The organism is Flavobacterium sp. PLA-DH12 (assembly GCF_059511845.1).
In genome coordinates this window covers 269,008-288,362 of sequence record NZ_JCAMPD010000004.1, presented here as the reverse complement: position 1 = coordinate 288,362, position 19,355 = coordinate 269,008, and the positions used below count along the sequence as shown (strand labels likewise).

At 38.8% G+C, this 19,355-nt stretch carries 20 protein-coding genes, 1 tRNA gene and 1 pseudogene; 4 read left to right on the top strand and 18 right to left on the bottom strand.

Translation table 11 applies throughout. The features are described from left to right. Window positions 1-7 precede the first annotated feature (7 nt). From AC5ZCW_RS09920 to AC5ZCW_RS09905, 4 genes and pseudogenes are all read left to right on the top strand, one after another. Window positions 8-769, top strand: coding sequence for a DUF4369 domain-containing protein (locus tag AC5ZCW_RS09920; RefSeq protein WP_281633126.1), 762 nt, complete (start codon window positions 8-10; stop codon window positions 767-769). An 18-nt stretch (window positions 770-787) separates the two neighbouring features. After that, window positions 788-1,174, top strand: a pseudogene (locus tag AC5ZCW_RS09915) (TlpA family protein disulfide reductase); the annotation flags it as partial. Between the two features lie 409 nt (window positions 1,175-1,583). After that, window positions 1,584-1,664 (top strand) — tRNA-Tyr (locus AC5ZCW_RS09910). 291 nt (window positions 1,665-1,955) lie between these two features. Then, a complete protein-coding gene (locus AC5ZCW_RS09905; RefSeq protein WP_496119468.1) occupies window positions 1,956-3,263 on the top strand; it encodes a site-specific integrase in 1,308 nt (435 codons plus the stop codon). Window positions 3,264-3,605: 342 nt separating this feature from the next. Here AC5ZCW_RS09905 and AC5ZCW_RS09900 read toward each other — a convergent pair whose 3' ends face one another. The 18 genes from AC5ZCW_RS09900 to AC5ZCW_RS09815 all read right to left on the bottom strand — a co-directional run bounded on the left by AC5ZCW_RS09900 (window position 3,606) and on the right by AC5ZCW_RS09815 (window position 19,289). Continuing rightward, a complete protein-coding gene (locus tag AC5ZCW_RS09900; RefSeq protein WP_144338991.1) occupies window positions 3,606-3,884 on the bottom strand; it encodes a DNA-binding protein in 279 nt (92 codons plus the stop codon). A gap of 36 nt (window positions 3,885-3,920) precedes the next feature. Then, window positions 3,921-4,223, bottom strand: a complete 303-nt coding sequence (locus tag AC5ZCW_RS09895) for a hypothetical protein (RefSeq protein WP_144219353.1) — start codon at window positions 4,221-4,223, stop codon at window positions 3,921-3,923. Window positions 4,224-4,227: 4 nt separating this feature from the next. Then, a complete protein-coding gene (locus AC5ZCW_RS09890) occupies window positions 4,228-5,379 on the bottom strand; it encodes a hypothetical protein (protein WP_496119465.1) in 1,152 nt (383 codons plus the stop codon). A gap of 14 nt (window positions 5,380-5,393) precedes the next feature. Further along, window positions 5,394-6,257 carry a conjugative transposon protein TraN gene (traN, locus tag AC5ZCW_RS09885; protein WP_496119463.1) on the bottom strand — a complete coding sequence of 288 codons (864 nt, stop codon included), beginning with the start codon at window positions 6,255-6,257 and terminating at the stop codon, window positions 5,394-5,396. Between the two features lie 11 nt (window positions 6,258-6,268). Further along, window positions 6,269-7,558: a conjugative transposon protein TraM gene (gene traM, locus AC5ZCW_RS09880; protein ID WP_496119461.1), complete on the bottom strand. Its 1,290-nt coding sequence runs from the start codon at window positions 7,556-7,558 to the stop codon at window positions 6,269-6,271. A 262-nt stretch (window positions 7,559-7,820) separates the two neighbouring features. Then, window positions 7,821-8,441, bottom strand: a complete 621-nt coding sequence (traK, locus tag AC5ZCW_RS09875) for a conjugative transposon protein TraK (protein WP_496119459.1) — start codon at window positions 8,439-8,441, stop codon at window positions 7,821-7,823. Window positions 8,442-8,453: 12 nt separating this feature from the next. Next, window positions 8,454-9,665, bottom strand: coding sequence for a conjugative transposon protein TraJ (traJ, locus tag AC5ZCW_RS09870; protein WP_496119458.1), 1,212 nt, complete (start codon window positions 9,663-9,665; stop codon window positions 8,454-8,456). A gap of 3 nt (window positions 9,666-9,668) precedes the next feature. Next, a complete protein-coding gene (locus AC5ZCW_RS09865) occupies window positions 9,669-10,304 on the bottom strand; it encodes a TerB family tellurite resistance protein (RefSeq protein WP_496119457.1) in 636 nt (211 codons plus the stop codon). Between the two features lie 8 nt (window positions 10,305-10,312). Further along, entirely contained in the window at window positions 10,313-10,927 is a 615-nt protein-coding gene (locus AC5ZCW_RS09860; protein WP_496119456.1) for a hypothetical protein, read from the bottom strand. A gap of 14 nt (window positions 10,928-10,941) precedes the next feature. Further along, window positions 10,942-11,625, bottom strand: coding sequence for a conjugal transfer protein TraI (locus AC5ZCW_RS09855; protein WP_496119454.1), 684 nt, complete (start codon window positions 11,623-11,625; stop codon window positions 10,942-10,944). A 9-nt stretch (window positions 11,626-11,634) separates the two neighbouring features. After that, window positions 11,635-14,112: a TraG family conjugative transposon ATPase gene (locus tag AC5ZCW_RS09850; protein WP_496119453.1), complete on the bottom strand. Its 2,478-nt coding sequence runs from the start codon at window positions 14,110-14,112 to the stop codon at window positions 11,635-11,637. A 37-nt stretch (window positions 14,113-14,149) separates the two neighbouring features. Then, a complete protein-coding gene (locus AC5ZCW_RS09845; RefSeq protein WP_496119452.1) occupies window positions 14,150-14,749 on the bottom strand; it encodes a DNA cytosine methyltransferase in 600 nt (199 codons plus the stop codon). Window positions 14,750-14,775: 26 nt separating this feature from the next. Beyond that, complete coding sequence (locus AC5ZCW_RS09840) at window positions 14,776-15,090, bottom strand: DUF4133 domain-containing protein (protein WP_289057407.1); 315 nt, start codon at window positions 15,088-15,090, stop codon at window positions 14,776-14,778. 16 nt (window positions 15,091-15,106) lie between these two features. Then, the gene (locus tag AC5ZCW_RS09835; protein ID WP_496119450.1) at window positions 15,107-15,442 is read right to left on the bottom strand and encodes a DUF4134 domain-containing protein; all 336 of its coding nucleotides are present in this window, start codon (window positions 15,440-15,442) and stop codon (window positions 15,107-15,109) included. A 128-nt stretch (window positions 15,443-15,570) separates the two neighbouring features. Continuing rightward, a complete protein-coding gene (locus AC5ZCW_RS09830; RefSeq protein ID WP_496119448.1) occupies window positions 15,571-16,032 on the bottom strand; it encodes a hypothetical protein in 462 nt (153 codons plus the stop codon). A gap of 198 nt (window positions 16,033-16,230) precedes the next feature. After that, window positions 16,231-17,424, bottom strand: a complete 1,194-nt coding sequence (locus tag AC5ZCW_RS09825) for a hypothetical protein (RefSeq protein ID WP_496119446.1) — start codon at window positions 17,422-17,424, stop codon at window positions 16,231-16,233. A gap of 56 nt (window positions 17,425-17,480) precedes the next feature. Continuing rightward, window positions 17,481-18,350, bottom strand: a complete 870-nt coding sequence (locus AC5ZCW_RS09820; RefSeq protein WP_496119444.1) for a helix-turn-helix domain-containing protein — start codon at window positions 18,348-18,350, stop codon at window positions 17,481-17,483. A 333-nt stretch (window positions 18,351-18,683) separates the two neighbouring features. Then, a complete protein-coding gene (locus AC5ZCW_RS09815; RefSeq protein ID WP_496119442.1) occupies window positions 18,684-19,289 on the bottom strand; it encodes a hypothetical protein in 606 nt (201 codons plus the stop codon). Window positions 19,290-19,355: the final 66 nt, after the last annotated feature.

The window sequence follows — 19,355 nt, the reverse complement described above, 5'->3', positions numbered from 1 at the left end:
TTTTATAATGAAAAAAATACTTTTTGTACTTACAGCTTCTGCAGCTATCATTTCTTGCAGCAAAGTTAAAGATGGAGAATACCTTATTACTGGTACTGCTACAGGAATTGAAAACGGAAAAACGATCATTTTGCAAGGTCAAGACCCAGCTACAAGAATGCCAGTTTCTCTTGATACAGTAAAAGTTGAAAATGGAAAATTTGAAATAAAAGGAAAAGTTACAGAACCAGCTTTCCATACATTAATTTTACAAGGTGCTAATGGTCCTATTCCATTCATTCTTGAAACTGGAGAAATTAATGTTGCTATCGATAAAGATAGTATCCATAAATCTAAAATCTCTGGAACTTACAACAATGATGAGTACTTTGCTTTCATGGAAGATATGAACAAAACTCAAAAAAGTTTAATTGATTTCCAAAAAAAGAACAACGATAAAATGAAACAAGCTCAACAAGCACAAGATACAGCAGTTATCAATGGCTTGATGAAACAATACATGGAAATTCAGAAAGAAGTACAAGAAAGCAGCAAAAAGAAATACATGACTTATGCTGAAAGTCATCCAAAATCTTTCATTACAGCTTTAATTATTCAAAGTTTATTGAATGATCCAACAGCTGACATGAAAAAATTAGAAGGACTTTACAATGGTTTGGATGAGTCTTTAAAAAATACTGCTCCAGGTAAAGAAATCAAAACTAGATTTGGTCAAGCAAAAATGCCATCTGTTGGTGCTACAGCTCCAGCGGTAGGCAGCGCTAAATGAAGAGCAGATTTTTCTGCTCCAAATCCAGAAGGAAAAATGGTTTCGCTTAAAGAAAGCTTAGGCAAAGTTACTATTGTAGATTTCTGGGCTTCTTGGTGCGGACCATGCAGACAAGAAAATCCTCATGTTGTAGCTCTTTACAAAGAATTTCACTCGAAAGGATTAAACATTGTTGGAGTATCTCTTGATAAAGATGCTGCGAAATGGAAAGAAGCTATTGCAAAAGATGGTTTAACTTGGACTCAGGTTTCTAATTTAAAGTTCTGGGAAGATCCAATTGCTAGACAATACAATGTTGAAGCTATTCCTGCTACTTTCATTCTTGATGCATCAGGAAAAGTGGTTGCACAAGATTTAAGAGGTGATGAATTGAAAGCAAAGATTCAAGAATTGCTAGCTAAATAATATATCTTGAAATAAAAAAAATCTCCCTAGTGGAGATTTTTTTGTTTTACGGCATAATCCATAAACTTAGAAATAAAAATTCATAAGAAGAAATAAAATTTCAGCTTATCACATTATAGTTTCTGTTTTTTCAGCATTTCACTCCAAGGATCAATAAATACAATAAGTGAAGAGTTTATGAAAGATTAAGTTCAAAGAAAAGATCTTATACCTATCGTAATCCTAATCCTACTTTGGTAAATAAATTTTAAAAAAGAATATTCAATCGAATTTTATTTTATTCAATTCCAATGAATTAAAAAATAACTATAAAATAACTTAAAATTAAGTCGTTTTTTTGTTTGGAAATGTAGAAAGAGTTCCTATCTTTGCCACCGCTTAGAACAACAAAGCACAACAAGCTGAGATCGGGGAGATACTCAAGCGGCCAACGAGGGCAGACTGTAAATCTGCTGTGTGAACTTCGCAGGTTCGAATCCTGCTCTCCCCACGGAAAGGCTGAAAAGCCTGAAAATTTAAAGTTTTCAATCTTTTCAAAAAGCCGCAAAAAATGTCTGAAGACCTGCAAATTCAAGGATTTGCAGGTTTTTTTCGTTTTAAGCCTATTTTCAATATTTATAAATCCCCACAAAATTAAAGGTGCAAAATCGGTGCACTTTCCGGCGCGCAGAAAAGTGCACCAGAAATAGCGAAAATCCCTTATATTACAGGGGTTAACGAGATTAACGACTTGATTTGGAAGTGATATTATTCTACATTTATTAATTTAAAAAGTAGGATTATGTTGGAAAGCAGTTTTGGTTTGGGATTCTTTTTAAAAAGGCCCAGAATAGAAAGTAAAGAATGGATCGTATATTTCAGAGTAACTGTTGACGGTATCCGCAGGGAAAGCTCAACTAAGAGAAGATGGGATAATACACGATGGGATCAAAGGTTCGAAAGAGCGGTCGGCTCAAAGGAAGATGCAAAATCGCTGAACTTCTTTTTGGATTCGCTCACTTTAAAAATCAATGAAATCAAAACCGAAATGATGTACAGCGGCAAAACCATAACCGCTGAGAAAATTATGGACGAGATTCTGGGAAGGACAGCCCCAAAGATTAAGGTGCTGGAAGAATTCCAGAAACATAATGATGAAATGGAAGCGCTTCTTGGAAAAGGCTATGCGAAAGGCACCCTTGACCGGTTTACCATTACCAAAAACCATTTGACTGCATTTATAAAGTTCAAGCTTAAAAAGGATGATCTTGAATTTGCGGATTTGAACCTTGAGTTTGTAAAGGACTTTGAGTTTTACCTTAGAACTGTACGCGACTGCAGCAACAACACCACCCTCAAGTATATTGCAAATTTCAAAAAGATTGTAATCCGCGCCATCGATAGGGAAATAATTTCCAAGGATCCATTCAGGAACTTTAAGGGACGTAAAACAAAACTGGTAAAAAAACCGCTCACCGCACAGGAATTATACGAACTTGAGAGCCATTATTTCACAACTGACAGGCTGAATGTCGTAAGGGATGTATTTGTCTTCCAATGCTACACCGGACTTGCTTACATAGACGCTTATCAATTAAAGAAAACGGATATCAAAGAAGGCATTGACGGCAATCTATGGATTATGTCCGAAAGGCAGAAAACAAACTCATCATTTAATGTCCCTCTTCTTCCCCACGCACTGAAAATAGTTGAAAAATATAAAGAGCATCCCCTATGTATGAAGCGTGGAACCGTGCTTCCTGTTTCATCCAACCAGAAAATGAATGAGTACCTGAAAGAAATTGCTGTATTGTGCGGTTTTCCTTTTACGCTCAACACACATATGGCCCGCCGGACTTTCGGAAGCACAGTAACCCTCAATAACAATGTTCCCATAAACGTAGTTAAAGAACTGCTCGGCCATGCATCAGTAAAGCAGACCGAAGCATACGCTATCACAGAGCAGGCGACTATTGGACGTGAAATGTCTATTCTGAATAAAAAGCTAAACAAGAATGAGTCCAAAATATCTAAACCAGACCTTGCGGTTCTCACAAGACTGGAAAAAGAAATACAAGCTATAAAACAGAAATATAACATTTCTTCTTGATCAATAATTTAAATATATTCAACCGAAAAGAGGCTATCTCAACAATTTTGAGATAGCCTCTTTCTATATAGTTTAACTTCGCTCTTATAACCCGGATGATACGATGGGGTGTACTTTATGTATCCTAAATCCTGGAGCTGTTTAAAATATTTATGATAAGTGGGCAGCGTATTCACATGTGAAAGTTCCATAATCTTGCTGCGGCTGACTTTAATCCTTCTTCTCTGCCCCTGCCTGTACCCTAATCCCAATATTGCTATTAAAATCGACAGATGCCAGACATTCAGTTTAGGATCATCAATATACAATGAGATGTAATCCATAATATTTCTTTCTTTTAATCTATTGTTTTGTTTCATCATCAAATAGTTTTTGAAGATCTTCCTTATTGTAGTAATACGAGCCAAACACTTTTTTGAAACGGACTTTTTGGCTTATTCTAAGATTCTGTACAGAGCCCGCTGAAATATCAAGCAGTTTTCTCACAGACTTGCTTCTAATCCACTCTGGCTCCAAATTTTTTTTCAGCCCAGAATCCTTATCTTTAAATATGGCCTGTATTTTATCAAGCAGAAGAATACCAAACTCTTTTAAGTCTTCCTTTGTCACAAATTCATTCATCCTTTGATTATATAAAAGTTATTAATTGCAGAACCTTTAGATGTCCGCATCGGCTGAAAACAAAAAATATATTTCACTCCCTCGTGTTTTCTTAAAAGATGGTTTATATTTTAAGTATCCATATTGGTGAAGCTCTTGGACACATTTATGATATGTATTTGCAGATGAAACTTTAGCAATAACTATAATATCCGAGCTGAATACAAAAATTGGATTAATAAAGCCCTTAACGGATCTGAACTGCAGTAAAGCCGCATAAATGGCAATATGCATTGGACTGATCCGGTAATCATTCTTTATTGCGGTGAAAAAATCCGATAAAGGCTTTAAAGTATCCATAATTTTAAAGTGAAGGAGATTTTCTTTTCTTTACTTTATTATCCTTCTTCCCTGAATCCCCTTCATCTGAATCTGGACTCTGTTTGTTATCTTTAGAAACTGATTCTTTTTGAGATTCGGCCTTTTTTTCTTCCTTACTCTCTCGATGGTTGATTCGCTGGAAGTTTGCATCATAGACATTGACCGTCTTAAACTGGGGATTTGCCTCCACATACATTTTGCTTTCAACACCGCCGACAACAAAAGTCGCCGACTGAAGATTTCCTTTCTTAAGCGAATTCAAAAGATCCTCTTTATACTGCGGAGTATTCAGTTCCTTGATTGAATGTTTTGCCAGACTTGCTTCCAGATCATAGCCGTAGTTCTGATGGTATTGGTTCAGCTTAAAATTACCATTTTCCGATTGTTTAAAGTCAATTTTAAGCCAGCAATTATAGCTCTCCCCTTCTTTGTTTTTAAGATCTTTATTGACAGATCTGCCTTCCATCAAATTATAAGCCTCCTTCATTGTTATGCTGGCGCTGTCTTTGTTGATGTAGAAGGTCTGTTCCAAACCAGGTTTGTTTTCTTCTTTCTGAAGATTGACGTGATAGGAATTAAAAAAGTACATATCTGTCTGCTCAGACCTTTTGAAGTTTAACTCTACAGTTAACGTATCCTTATTTGGCAGACCATTGTTCATAATGCCGGTGTGCATGATTTTAAAATCCTTATCTCCCTTCATTATGTTCTCTCGCAGTTCAGCATCGAACGTTTCTCCAAATCCAGTATATTTTAACTGGTCTTTCAGGTATTCTAAATTTTTCTCATTCATTGTGTTTGCATTTAAATTATTCTCTAAAAATTCTCTCCTATCTCTTTCACTTGTGGCAAATCCAGTAAGTTCTATTGCTTCATTTTCGGAAGTATCTGCCCCGCTATTCAAAACTGACCGCAAGTCATCGATAACTGATTCAATCGGCACACTCTTATAATAGTCTGCATCATTGGTCATAACCAGACAGTACTCCTTCGCATCCAATTGGTTTCTAAAAAACTCGATGCTGTAGGTATCAGTTACCTCATCTGTATTAAAGGCAGCAAACCGATGCCCGTTATAAGCCATTTCCTCGGCAAACGAAAGCATCATTTCAGTATCAGCTAGATTGATTATCATAAGTTTTTTAAAGCTTAAAAAGTGTCGATACTGAATTCTGTAATCGGAATTACCTTATCAGCCAGATTATTATTAATATCCACTTCCAAATTTCTTCCGCCGTTTTTTTCAATCATCTGAAGGGTCAGATACTTATTCTCCGGGATGGTAAATTTCTCCAGCGCATAAACTTTTATTATTTCAGACTTATAAGGAATTACAGAAGAAGATGAAGTCGTGTACAAGGGCTGCAGTTCTATTTCCTGCGATGCGGTGCGTTTTGACTTCTTCTGGTCTCTGATAAAAAAACGAAACTGATCAATATCGTAGTTAATCTTTGATTTGTTTTCAAAAACAACACGCAGATATAAAACGTCCTGATGTATAAAGATGCCGTTTACCTCCAGTCTGATCTGATATTTGGATTTTCTTAATCCGCTGGTCTTTTTCTTTTTGGACAACGCGAGTAAAGCACATTTTTCAGTTTTTTTCTGATTGTCGTTCTCTAAAGAAAACAGTACCTCCCTGCTTGCCGCCACTGCATTTTCAGTATTAATGTTTAGATCCGGGCACTCATCATTATAGTTTAGCACAAACACATACAATCGGCCGTCAGAAGTGACGGCTGTCAGATTGGTTTGGATGAAATACTGCTTTGCCGCTTTTACAAGCAATATATTCTCTACACCTTTTGCTTTCTGAACCAGCACATCTGTGCTCCCTTTATCAATGCTCTTTATTGCATAAGGGAAAACGATGCTTGTGGTTTTGGAAAAGCCAATCTGCAGATTCGAATATTGGTCTTCGTAAAAGATATTACCTTTTTCGTTTGACTGAGAATACACTGAAATACAAATCAGCATCCAGCTTATTAAAAACAAATAATCCGCTCTTTTCATTTTTCACTTTTTTAAGGTTTTAAATTCTTTTGTTTTTCATCATACAGCAGCACACGATAACCGGCTTTAACCACTACTTTTATAAGCTTTACCTTTTTGCTCATTAGACTTTTGGCCGCTTCGATGCCCATACCTGCTGCCTGCGCTCCCCATGAATCAGATATACCGCTAAGGCCCAGAGTCTGAATAGATCGGTCAGCCGAAGATTTGGCAACATCCCTGCTGATCGTTCCGGGAATATAGATGCCGTCAATGCCATCCATATCATAAACAGCCAGATCGACAGGAAATATCGAACTATTGTACTGGATGTTTGTGATCTTTACCTCCAGCCTCTCTCCTTTTAAAGCCGCCATCCCATACAGAAAAGTATTCTTGGGTATAATTGTTCCCTGCAGGAAAATATCATTCATAAGCCTTAATTTAACCACTGAGCCATTGACAATGGTCTGGGTCTGATGCACAACCGCTTCAATGGAGTTTTGCATTTCTTCAGCAGGCGGCGCTTCATCCAGAGAATAAAATGCATTTGATTTCAATAAGGACTGCGAATCGGCATTGCGCTGGAGTGAGCTTATGTTATTCTCTGCTGATTTTTTCTGCACTGAATATATTTTCCCTTTTTTGCTGTCAGATGTCTGCTTAAGCCTTTCCTGCACGCGCTGCGGATGCTGTATATCCAAAATATTTTCAAGCATGCCGCCTAGCTGCTGAAGTTCAGGATCAGCTTCCTGCGGTGCGTTCATCGCTGACATGAGTCCTTCGAGCTTTCTGATTTCTTCTGATTCACCACCAGAAGTGCCATAATTCTCAAATTCCCTCATGTCCTGACCGTAAGCCGGTACAGAAGGCTGGCTGATTGCTTTTTCAAGAGCCCTGAGCTTCTCGTAAACCTTCTGTTCATTGCGGTCCTGAAAAGACTGCGAATTAAAAGCCGATCTGTTTTTTGGAAACATTCGGGATTCAAAATCGCCTGTAGAAAAAGAATCTGCTTTTTCTTCCGAGGCTTTATTATCAAAATAGTTGGGATCTTTTTTTATCAGCTCCCGCAGTTTTATCGAATCAGCTGCCGCCTGGTCGTAATAGCTCATCTTATCCAGTGCCGAGTCTTCTCTAAATTTAGGCAGGGGCAGGTTAAAATTAAATCCCTTCTTTTCACCACTATCTGCTGTTTTAGCTTCAATCCGTCCTCCGCCCAAGGTATAAAATAGGAATGTCAGAAACGGAAATGTTATAAGAGGCAGCATTAAAAGCATCTTTCTTTTTTTAGATTCCTTTGGAGATACTATTTTCTCTTGCATAATTTTATTTCTTTAAGTTGATTGTCTTAATTTTTGAAACTGCTGGAACCCCGGATTCTTTATAAAAGGTCCTGTACAGGCTATAAATTAAATAACCCGATGCCAGAACCGTAAAGAACATAAGTCCCCAAGTCAGTTTTCTTTTAGAGAGCCCAGCTGTGGCTCTCTGCATTTTTTCTGCCCATCTTTTCTGCAGCAGCAGATAATACTTGTGATACGTAAAAGGCTCAGTCCGTTTTTTAAATAAGGATTTCATACATTTTTATTTTCTGGTTTCAGCCGAGATATCCTTATTTTCAATAGTATTGAAGCGCTCGATAAGAAAACCGTGCGGATTATTGTCGCTTCTTGATACATTGCGGAGCGCACCTTCGGTAAGCAGGCTTCTTTTCATAATGCTGGTAGTGCGGATAATACTCTGCTGGGCATAACACCTAAAGCGGTAGGGATACTCACGGATATCAATACTCACGCTGTCGATCTGGATGGTCTGGCTTACATTCCCCGATATGATGCCGGAATAAAAATTGTTTTCCTTAAGGTCATCATAAATCCGTTTGGCACTGTCATCAGCCAGATAAAGGGCTTTTGTAATATTGGTTTTGATTACCTTATCATCAGGATCAAGGGTAAAGAAAAACTTGTGAAAGGTCTTTACATGATCCTTGGCTTCCACAGGAATATTATCTTTTCTTTCCGAAGCGTAAGCCTCCAGCGCTTTTCCGTTTGCCAGAATGTATACTTTATCCTGCATAAGGCTTACTGCCTGAAAACTTTTATAGACAGCGTAACAGCTTATTATGGTGCATCCGAAAATTACCAGCATTGTGAAACCTCTTACATACCTGAAAGCAGTGTCTATGTTCTTCATTTTTGTAAACATGAGATGTTGGTTTTAAGTCTGTTTGGAATTTCCTTTAAGCCTGTCATTCATATAATTTCCCTGATCGTGAAAATATGGGCTGCTTCCCGCTGTCGCGGCCATGCTGCTGGTCATTCTCCGATCCGCATCTCCCATTGCATCGGCGGCCATTCCAACCGCATTTGAAGAAGTCCTCACAACAGAACTGGCTGAATTGCCAAACATGCTTGTCACTTTATGCCCCAGAACTCCTCCTCCGCCTGCATGAACAATGTAATTGGCCACAGAAGGCACAGTAAAATAGCCTATGATTCCAATTATCATAAAAATTAAATATGCCATATCGGTCCTGCTGAAAAAAGTGTCGCCTGTTGCCTGCACCTGCGAAAGGTCCAGTTTGAGCATAAGCTCCTGAATTTTTCCGATTATGCTGCCGAAAATATTGGCCACGGGAAGCCACAGGTAAATATTGATATATCGGGCAAGCCAGACAGTCAGCGTATGCTGGAAACCGTCAAATACCGCGATTCCAAACACCAGTGGCCCTAAAATAGAAAGCACCACCAGCTGAAATGTGCGAAGGGTGTCAATGCATAAGGCCGCGGCCTCAAACAAAACCCTCAGCACCTCGCTCAGCCATTCCTTGACCGAATTCCGAAAGCTGTAAGAAGCTTTTTCCATCGCAAATTTCATGTCATTCCCTATGCCTGCGAGCATGCTCTCATCCGATGGATCAGCACCGTCATGCGTGTACTTGTACCACCTGTCACGATCACCCGTTCCAGCATCCCCCACGTACATCTTCCATGGATCGGTTTCTTTGATTGCTTTTTCTTTCTCTTTAAGAAGTACGGCAACTGCATTGTTAGACCCTGTTACCATAGCAGCAGTAGCTGTTACGGTTGGTTTCATAACCCCATTGATAAGAGCCAGCACCGAAGGAAAAATCATAATGCAGAATCCAATAACAAAAGGACGGAAGAGCGGATAAAAATCAATCGGCTCGGCGCTTGCTATATGCCTCCAAACGCGCGAAGAGATATACCATATAGTTCCAAAACCGGCTATTCCCTGCCCGACTGCAATAAGGTTGCTGCACAACGGCATCATTACATCATACAGCTGGTCTAAGACCCCATGAAGACTGCTCATCTCATCCCCGAGTCCCTGTGCCATTATCCTCAATGGAAACACTGATACCATAAGCACAGCTAGTAGTACTTTTTTATTTAATAACATCTTCATTCTTTAGTCTTTAATTGCCTGTAATCCTCTTGACGTGTAAACATCATTTTTCTCCCTTGTTCGCTGAAGAGCCAGCACATTCGATGTGGTATTAAAATTTCTGAGAAAAAGCAGTTTATCCTGCATCTGCTCATAGATATCGTCAACTGCCTTTAGTCTTTCGTCGTCCGACATCCTGAGCTTATCAGCTGTTATGACCATCGTAAGTTCATCGAGATTGCGCAGGCTCTGATTAAGCAGGTTTCCGTAGACTTTTTCAAAGTAATTTATTTCACCTCCGCTGAAATTCCCGTTTTTTATAAATCGGTTCATTCCGTTTCGGCTTTCTTTGACTATTGAAATCTGATAATCAATTATCTCTCCTACCCTTTTGTAATTCCTAACCGCCGGACTTACCTGCATAAGTGCGTCTAGAAAGGTTTTATGAAGACTGAAATTTCCTTCAGTCATATCCTTAACCGTTTTGTATCCACCTGAAAGCAGCTCATACCCCTTTTTCATATCACTGAGAATTTTCTTGAACTGGGATAGCTTTTCTATATTCAAAATCAGCTGCTGAATTTCTGCTGACTGCCCCATTGATTTAACTGGAATCATTAACAAAGTGATCAATATTGTCAAAATCAAAATCTTTTTCATAGCTTAATTTATAATCCATATAATTCCTCAACATTCTTAGAATCCTTCTTATCGGCAGTTTTTGAAACCGACAGCAGTCTGGCTTCGCTGCAGAAAGAAAGGCAGAAATTATAATCCTGCTGCATATTTTTATGCAGGTTATCAATTCGTTTGAGCCTCTGATCATCATTCAGTTCCAGTTCTGCATCGGTGGTAATAACCAGCAGCTCATCGAGAGTCTGGCTGCAGCTCTGAAGCAGCCTTCCAAAAGACCTCTCTATATAGTCAAGTTCGCTTCCATGAAACAAATCTGCCGTTTTAAGGTCTGCCAAAGTCTTTCGGCAGAGTTTCATTATCTTAAACTGCATGGAAATAATCTCAGCTGTTTTATAATAGTTCCTGATCTTTGCATTGATTTTTAAAAGCGACGTAAAATAATCGCCGTGCAGATTCAGCTCTCCTTTTCTGGCATCACCGATGAAATTGAGTCCCTTCGATACCGCCGAATATCCTTTCTTTGCATAGTCTATATAAACCTGAAGCGCCGCTATCTGAAGGATCAGTTCCTTCCTCTGCTTTGACTGCCCGCTCATACTTTGATTAAAAACACAGAGCGCTACTAGTAGTACAGCTATCTTTTTCATGTTTTTTTATTGAATTATGGAATTCCGTAAAATTGTTTCACCCGGTTTACATCTGCTTCCGTTTTGGCCCTCTGTAGGCTCAGCAGTATGTTCTGCTGGTTAAACATTGTAAGGTCATCATAATTCGCATCTATCCCATCGGCTGCCTTATTGATGATCTCAAGCCGTTTGAAATCGCTCATCTGTGTGGCGAAAGAATCCAGAATTAAAAAAATCTGGTCGATATTCTTCACGCTTTCCTCCAGTATTCCGGTGTAGACTCGCTCCATATACTGGATTTCGCTGTCTTTAAAATGGCTGTCCTGCTTGAAAAGATTCCAAGCTCTTTCGTATTCCTGAACAAGCTGTGTCTGTTTCTTTGTAATCTCTTTTATTCTCTGGTAATACGTTATAATTGATTTTACTTTAGCCAGCTCTTCATAATAGCCCTTATAGAGGTCTTTCTGCTTCTGGGTCCAGTCCGAGATTTCATCGAGTTTTAATTTGGACAGTACATTTTCCACCTGCTTCTGTGCATTCTGAAGCCAAATGGTCTTGTTCTGCAGCCTCTGGATTCGAAGGTCGATTGCCTTGATTACTTTTTTAGTTACTGCTTTTACAATTTCCAAAATCGGGAGCACCACGACCTTTTCAGCAGGTCTTGCCGGAGTGCTTGCCAAAAGAAGGCAGACCAAACTGACAATTAATTTCCTTTTCATTTTTCCTTTTCATTTAATTCCAACTTTCATATCTTGAGTCATTGCGGCTATTCCTTTTCTTATGTCACCGCCAAACTTCTTGGCATAGGCATTCATTTTCACTTTCTCGCTTTCCTCCGTCGTATACGCCAAATATTCCTCAAGAGAAACTTCCGTGCGATATACCTTGGAAAGCATCCCTCCTAAAGAGATAAACACTTCTTTGTATTTCCTAGCGGGATCATTTGCTTTGTTTACTGATAAAACCAATGCCTTTTCTTTATCAGTGAGTCCCAAAAGTTCCTGAATCTGGCCGAACTTATTTTGGTATTTGCTCTGATCCAGCAGAATCTTGCAGTCGCTGTTGTTGATGATAGCCTGTTTCACAACAGGAGAAGAAATAATATCCTCAACTTCCTGCGTGACCACGATTGCTTCGCCAAAGAACTTGCGCACGGTCTTAAAAAGATATTTTATGTAATTTGCAAAACCCTCCTTCATCAGTGCTTTCCATGCTTCCTCAATGAGTATCATTTTTCTGATCCCTTTAAGCTTGCGCATCTTATTTATAAATACTTCCATAATGATGATGGTCACAACAGGAAAAAGAATCGGGTGGTCTTTGATATTATCAAGCTCGAAGACAATAAAACGCTCTTTCAGAAGATCCAGATTTTCCGTGGCGTTCAGCAGATAATCAAATTCGCCTCCCTTGTAATAAGGCCTAAGGACATACAGAAAATTATTCACGTCAAAGTCCTTTTCCTTTACCTTATCTCTTTCCAAAATCGAGATAAAATCTTCTTTTAGGAAATCATAGAAGCTGTTAAAACAGGGAAAAATTTCTCCATTTATATCCAACTTCTCATAGTAAATCTGCAGAGCATTGGAGAGCGCTACATACTCGCTCCGATTAAAGGTTTCGTCGTCTTTTTTCCAGAGTGCAAGCAGCAGCGTTTTAATGCTTTCTTTTTTCTCGGTATCCAGACTGTCTCCCTCAGAAATATAAAAAGGATTGAAACGGATAGGATTCTTTTCATCGTATGTGAAATAATACCCTTTGACCATATCGCAGAGCCCCTTGTAGCTGTGCCCGACATCCACCAGTACTATATGGGTTCCCTGCTCGTAATAGCTCCTTACCATATGGTTGGTGAAAAATGATTTTCCGCTTCCTGATGGCCCCAGTATAAATTTATTTCTGTTGGTGCAGATCCCCATCTTTACAGGCTCGTCGCTGATATCCACATGAACCGGTTTTCCTGTCAGCCTGTCTCCCAGCCTGATGCCGCAGGGACTCAGGGAAGATTTATATCCCGTTTCCATATTCAGAAAGCATACCGCCTGTTCCGTAAAGGTGTCGAAGGTATCATTCATTGGAAAATCCGCTGCATTTCCCGGAATCCCTGCCCAGTAGATCTGCGGAGCGCCGACTGTTTCCTGTTTGGCTGCGGCATCCATCTGGGCAAGAGCAGATGACACTTTGTTCTTAATCTCTTTAAGTTCTTCCTTATCGGTGCTCCAAGCCAGTACATTAAAATGCGCTTTGACCGGAAGCCTCTGCTGTGATACCGCTTCGTTAAGGAAATCATTCGTGGCATCTCTTGCAATCATATTCTCCCTGCTGTAAGCCGAGAGCGACTGCAGCCTCAACCGCTTGCCTTCAAGCTTCTGGATGGTTTTCTGTGAATCTTCAATGAAGATGTACTGGTTGTAAATATGATTGCAGGACAGAAGCTGGCCGAGTGTTGAAGCAAAACCAACGCTGAATTTGGTCTTATCGGTCGAATAGCGGTCATAATTTATTCTTGATCCGCACAGTCCCGGCAGATCAGCTGCATCGCCAAGGGTAAAGAGTTGGCAGTGCTTATCCCCTACGCTCAGTCCTTCATCAAATTGCAAATCTTTGAAAATAAAGGATTCTTCCCTCTCTGATAAAAAACAGTACTTTTCCACCAGCCCTATTCTTCTGCTCCCGCTTCTAAGCGAGTCATTTTTCAGACGCACCAGTTTTATAAATCCGCTGTCTTCCAAAATCCTTTTAAACTGCCCGCAGGCATCTGCAAAATCCTGCAGCATCTGCGGCTTTAAAGTTTCTTCTGGAACTATGGAGCTTCGCAGCAGATTAGAAAACAATGAGGTTGAATTTCTTCTTCCCGCCGGTTTCTTGGTCAGCATTATATAGCAGGAATGATCCAAAAAAGGTCTTTCATTGAAGAAACGCTCGCTGCTTCTGGTCAGAAAACTGCTGTCTTCGCTTGAAAAATCGGCCTTGTAGGAACTTTCCAAAAACCAGTCCTGCTTATGAAAAACACAGAACTTCGGCAGTACCTTAACAGCCTTTATCCAAGACTGGTGGAAAGCTTCGTATTCCTGATCCGACATTGTAAAGATCTCAGGCAGTTCCGCCTTAAAAACCATAGTTACATCGCCTTGTTTTGACAATATGCAGTCATGCTCCACTGCCATAACAGGCAGTATTCCCTCCATCTTCTTCATACTTCGCATTTTTCTAATTAAGTCCTATCCTAGGAACTTTCCATCTTTATTTTAAGACTCCAGCCGATCTAAGAATATGCAGGCCAAGCCGCGGATTTACGCAGTTGCGCAGAATCTGCCTTTTGTTCTTTACCCTAAATTCTTTTAAGCTGAAACCAAGCGCTTCTTCAAGAGCAGGTATCTGTGCATATCTTATTTTAATGTCAGGAGGAATATCAGCAGGAGGAATGTCAAAATTCGACCAGAAAAGATGGCGGTGCAGAACAGCATTGGGCTCAATCAAGGGTTTGTAATAAGGCTTCACATTCTCAACTGTCCAAAAACAGGAAGCATTATGAAGAAGAAATAGTATTTCCTGATAAAGCCTCATATCAGGATATACGGCAGAAGTGCCCCGGAACCTCACGCAGATATTCTGCCTGAAGGAGGAATGCGATTGGCATGGAGGAGACGACCAGATAAAGTCGAAATCCTTATAATGATCCAAAAGAAACTGATGCGCATCTGCAACGATAACATTGTCTTCTGGAAACCTTGCCGCATAAATTGCCGCCAGTACAGGATCAAGCTCTACGGCTGTCACTGAAACACCTTTCCAATCTTTCCTATTGCCTCCTATTCCCGCATATAAGTTTAGAACTTTCATACTTATCCATAATTAACGTTGCATAGCTATAATTTTATAAAAACACTTCTGCTGTAAACCTTTACACATTTAGGAATCTGCCTGCCCGCCAGAGCTTTCATCATTCCGTACTCGCCGTAAGTATTGCTCATTCTGTATATTTTAAAAACGAGAAAAGCTCCTGCTGTTCCTATAAATGCAATGCATATAAGGGAAGGAATTCCAATTATATACAATACAGCAAACACAATCATAAGACCGACAACACCTCCGCCCATATACCAGATGTACTGCGCTTTAAGTCCTTTAAATTCTATGCTCTGATTGATTCCTTTATTGATCGAATAAACACTGCTGCTCATTTCTAGTATCTATCGTTTAAACACCGAAAAAGGACTTGATTACCGTAGCAACTACCACCAGAAACACACAGCTTCCAAACCAGGCAGCAGCGACTTTTCCTGTATCAGGATCGCCGGCATTCCATTTCTGGTACACTTTTACGGCACCTATCAGCCCGAGGATTGCTCCTACTGCGTACATTAATTCAGTGCCGGCATCAAAGTAGCTTCTCACTTTCTGGTTGGCCTCATTTATTCCCGCCACGCCATCCTGAGCATAAATAGCATGACTAAGCAGAATCACCAGCAGCGACGATCCCATAGCTTTAAATCGTCTAAAAAGACTTTTTAATTTCCATTTGCATTTTTTCATCACAAATCATTTTTAAAGTTATTTTTTAGTAAAAAGAAGAGGAATAACGCCGTTGCAGCTCTATTTTCCTTGTCACATAAAGCCATACCGCACCAGAGAGAACGGGGAATATTCCTCTTCTGAATTTTTTAAAATACCGATCCTTCCCAGAGGCTGTCTGCTTCGCTCAGGCTTAAAACAAGATTGGGATATAGTAGGGACTCGGAAACCATAAGCTGGTTAATGTTTTCTTTGAGAGAAGAAATTTTGACATAAGGATATTCTTCAAGAAGCATTCTTAAGTAGTTTTCAAACTGCTGTTTTGATAGATTCTTTTCAGAACATTCTTTAGCGGCATCTTTAATCCGTTGGGACAGTTTTTCCGCATCTTGCAGCGTATCGAAAGATTTTGGAAATGAATCGGATATCGATTTTACCTCTTGCAGATTACTTGAAGATTTCTTTAAAAATTTTAGCGGGAGTTTCTTTTCACCTGAAAAGATTTTCTTTAAATCACCACTGTGAAATTTAAGAAAGATTATTAAATACCAAAAAATTATAGCAATACCAGCCGCGGTCAGATAACTGCCCCATGAAATATTTGTAAACATAGCTCCTCATTTTATCGTTCAACATTTTATCCTCCTCTATGAAATTCACTATCCGTTAAATTTTGATGTGATTTATTCTACAGGCCAAAGGAACGATAAGAATAAATTTTCTACAAGTACAACTTTTCTGTACCCTTTTTGTACCCTTTCAAAATGCCCGAATTTAAAGCGTTGTCAGATTATAAACGGCAATAAAATCTAATACGTTTTTATCTTGCGGATTATTCTCTCAAGACTTTCAATCGCAATTTCCTTATCACGCTCTTCCGCATTGTATGATTTGCTTCTTACTGACTGGTAAGAAAGATTTCTCTTTACTGGAGTAGAGAGATATGGTACTATACTTTTAAATATGTAGTTCATAGACTTGGCCTTAATAATTCTCGCCTCATCTGTCGCCCTTAAAATAAGTCCAATCTGATCTCCTGAAAGTATACATTCAAGTTTTGAATCTGCCTTCTCCACAAATTCACTCCCGATAGAACCATCAATCTGTTCCTGCATTAGAATTGCAGCCTTTTTTTCAGCAAATCTGATTTCGCTGGAGAACCAGTATTCCAAAAATGAGATAAGATTCTGTTGAGATGGATTAAAGCTTAATTTTAAATCTGCGTTTATTTTAGACAGTTTCTTGCAGAAGTATAGCAGCTTTTCAAGTCTTTCAGACAAATTCTCAAAACCTTCTAAATACCTGCCTATTCTATTAACCAGTCTCTCGGTATATTCTCTGGAATTAAAATTCATTCTTATAAGCATAAGATCAAGATTTGAAAAACCTTCAGATTCCGTAACTTGATCGTTTAATTTTTCAAATTCCATGATTATCTCTCGATAATACAAAATCTGGCGATAGGTATAATTGCTCTTTCTGCTGTTTTGAAGTGGCGCAGCAAGAAGATCGACAACAAATTTCAGTTCTGGATCATTATCTCCAGTATTTTCTTTTTTTTTAATCAGATTCTTTAAAACCTCGAGTGCTTCTTTTTTCCAAATTGAAAAATACCTGTAGGACACCCTTTGGTCCAAACTCATAAAGGACGAATATCTGATTTCTACAAATGACAGCAAATCGTCCAGGGAACTAACGATCAGGTCAAATACTCTAAAAAAATCAGGAGAATTGAATTGCTCTTTCTTTCTTATCTCTATTACCCTATCTATTAAAAAAACCAATGAAGAATGGTACTTTCGTATAAGGAGCCTGATCTGCCTTTTGCTTTTGAGCTCAAAAAAAGAATTTTTAATATGGATTTTAATTTTTTTTGATTCACTCACTATTTTTTCATTCAAAATTTCCAGCTCGCTTTCTGATACGCTTATTGAGGAATTTCCTGCATCAAATGAATTTATAATCAGCGAATCGAACCATTCCAAAGGATACATTTTAATCATCGTCTTATCGTTTTAATTAAACAATCTCTGGCAGAATAAGGACCGCGTTAGGCCGCTTACTTTTTAGTGGAACGAAATTCTGTTGGCAGCATACCGGTATGTCTTTTAAAAAATACGCCAAAGTTTTCAGGGCTGCTGAATTCTAGTTCATCGGCAATAGCAGCCACAGTATAGTTGGAATCAGTAAGAAGATTTTTCGAAACGTTGACGAGAGCTTCAATTATAAAAGATTTGGCAGTTTTTCCCGTGCTCTCTTTAACCATCTTGTTCAGATGTCCTGGAGTAATAAATAAAGCACCCGCATAAAACTGTACGTGGTGCTGTGTTCTGAAGTGTATTGAAAGCAAAGTCAGGAAATGGATTACAATGCTTTCCCTTCTTGAAAAGTCAAGATCAAGCTCCGGTTTATATTTGGAATGTATAAACTTGAGTTCGTGTATAAACAGATTAAAGCATATCCGGCGCAGCTTACTAATAATCGCAGGTCTTTCATTGCCGCATTGCAGCGCGTTCATTAATTTATAAATTACCGATAAAACTTTAAAATCCTTTTCTTGAAGGCCAATCTTTTGGCCAGATTTCAGCATTAAAAAACTAAATGCATCCAAAAGCTCTTTCTCATAACAGTTATTAAAGGCAAAATCGAAATTTGTCCTTATAATATAAAGCTGGATGTTAGGCGTCACCTCAAGTTTGGTGCAGATTGAATTATTAGGAATGAGCAACAAATCTCTGCGTTTCAATATATCGGCCTCGTCACGAAATCTGATATTCATTTTACCGTTTTTGATTAAAAGCACTGAAAAATTCGAAATGGAAAATGGGACATGCACCTCATTTTTCACCTTGTACTCTGTAAGCAGCAGCACATCGATGCCGTCATTTTCAATGCTTTTAATTTCTGTATTTAAGATTTCTCTAATCATTTTTTTTCTTTTGTGCAGATCGTGCTTTTAGATTTTATCCTTGAAGAAATAGTCCATCCATATCAGAAACTGGAAATACAGATTTGACAGACAGCAGGTGTATAAAACATACGCTGTTAATCGCGGGCTCTCAGTACTATAGTCTTCATTTAAGACGTAACTCACAATCTGATCGGCGGCAAAAAGCTTCATTATAAAATAAAGGCTCAAAAGATTGAAGAAGAATAATAAAATATAAAACAGAGCCCGCTTTTTCATAATTCATAGGATTTTTTTTAAATGCCTTTTGCCAAAGCAGTGCATTATTTAGATGCACTGCCCTTACTAAAAAATTCAATTTCCGTTGCGCTTACTGGTTGTAGAAGTCTCCCAGTCCCTATCCTTTCTAGCCTTTTCAGTAAATAAAACTGCTTCCGAAATAGAAGAAATGGACAGGATTGTTTCTTTCTCATTTGTTAGAAGCGTTGAATCTTGGCGTTTGGAAATCTCGTATTGAATTATAAAATCATCTACAATGTGGTACTGCTGCCCGCGCAGATTTCCGAGATTGACAATATATCCCTTGACATCAAGTTTCAAAGATGATCCGAGTGCGCTTTCATCAGCGATGATCAGCAAGGTGCCGAGAGGATCCTCATCAGAAGAAATCGTATCTGAATCAGGATTGTTTTTTTCAGAAATCTGTAATGCACCGCTGGAAACCTGATCTCTGAGTACTGACATCACTCTGCCTTTAATATGGGCAGGTATCAGAAGTATATAATTTCCCGCCCGAACTTCTCCAAAGTTGTCCTCTGAAGAAGTTCCTTTTTTTAAATCTGAACTTCTCTCTTTGTTATTTGTTTCTTTCGAAACCGCACTTAAATCGGAATTGTCAAAATCATCATTTGAACAAGAGCCTAAGAAAATAATTAAACCAGTTAATAATAAATTTTTCATAATGCAGAATGGTTTGGTTAATTGAGAATTATCTCAGTCCATTTTGCCCGGGCCAGCAGAACTTTT

Excerpts from the sequence above, each read along its gene's own strand:
- AC5ZCW_RS09920 (WP_281633126.1), top strand. The coding sequence starts at position 8 with ATGAAAAAAATACTTTTTGTACTTACAGCTTCTGCAGCTATCATTTCT.
- AC5ZCW_RS09905 (WP_496119468.1), top strand. The coding sequence starts at position 1,956 with ATGTTGGAAAGCAGTTTTGGTTTGGGATTCTTTTTAAAAAGGCCCAGA.
- AC5ZCW_RS09900 (WP_144338991.1), bottom strand. The coding sequence starts at position 3,884 with ATGAATGAATTTGTGACAAAGGAAGACTTAAAAGAGTTTGGTATTCTT.
- AC5ZCW_RS09895 (WP_144219353.1), bottom strand. The coding sequence starts at position 4,223 with ATGGATACTTTAAAGCCTTTATCGGATTTTTTCACCGCAATAAAGAAT.
- AC5ZCW_RS09890 (WP_496119465.1), bottom strand. The coding sequence starts at position 5,379 with ATGATAATCAATCTAGCTGATACTGAAATGATGCTTTCGTTTGCCGAG.
- traN (WP_496119463.1), bottom strand. The coding sequence starts at position 6,257 with ATGAAAAGAGCGGATTATTTGTTTTTAATAAGCTGGATGCTGATTTGT.
- traM (WP_496119461.1), bottom strand. The coding sequence starts at position 7,558 with ATGCAAGAGAAAATAGTATCTCCAAAGGAATCTAAAAAAAGAAAGATG.
- traK (WP_496119459.1), bottom strand. The coding sequence starts at position 8,441 with ATGTTTACAAAAATGAAGAACATAGACACTGCTTTCAGGTATGTAAGA.
- traJ (WP_496119458.1), bottom strand. The coding sequence starts at position 9,665 with ATGAAGATGTTATTAAATAAAAAAGTACTACTAGCTGTGCTTATGGTA.
- AC5ZCW_RS09865 (WP_496119457.1), bottom strand. The coding sequence starts at position 10,304 with ATGAAAAAGATTTTGATTTTGACAATATTGATCACTTTGTTAATGATT.
- AC5ZCW_RS09860 (WP_496119456.1), bottom strand. The coding sequence starts at position 10,927 with ATGAAAAAGATAGCTGTACTACTAGTAGCGCTCTGTGTTTTTAATCAA.
- AC5ZCW_RS09855 (WP_496119454.1), bottom strand. The coding sequence starts at position 11,625 with ATGAAAAGGAAATTAATTGTCAGTTTGGTCTGCCTTCTTTTGGCAAGC.
- AC5ZCW_RS09850 (WP_496119453.1), bottom strand. The coding sequence starts at position 14,112 with ATGCGAAGTATGAAGAAGATGGAGGGAATACTGCCTGTTATGGCAGTG.
- AC5ZCW_RS09845 (WP_496119452.1), bottom strand. The coding sequence starts at position 14,749 with ATGAAAGTTCTAAACTTATATGCGGGAATAGGAGGCAATAGGAAAGAT.
- AC5ZCW_RS09840 (WP_289057407.1), bottom strand. The coding sequence starts at position 15,090 with ATGAGCAGCAGTGTTTATTCGATCAATAAAGGAATCAATCAGAGCATA.
- AC5ZCW_RS09835 (WP_496119450.1), bottom strand. The coding sequence starts at position 15,442 with ATGAAAAAATGCAAATGGAAATTAAAAAGTCTTTTTAGACGATTTAAA.
- AC5ZCW_RS09830 (WP_496119448.1), bottom strand. The coding sequence starts at position 16,032 with ATGTTTACAAATATTTCATGGGGCAGTTATCTGACCGCGGCTGGTATT.
- AC5ZCW_RS09825 (WP_496119446.1), bottom strand. The coding sequence starts at position 17,424 with ATGATTAAAATGTATCCTTTGGAATGGTTCGATTCGCTGATTATAAAT.
- AC5ZCW_RS09820 (WP_496119444.1), bottom strand. The coding sequence starts at position 18,350 with ATGATTAGAGAAATCTTAAATACAGAAATTAAAAGCATTGAAAATGAC.
- AC5ZCW_RS09815 (WP_496119442.1), bottom strand. The coding sequence starts at position 19,289 with ATGAAAAATTTATTATTAACTGGTTTAATTATTTTCTTAGGCTCTTGT.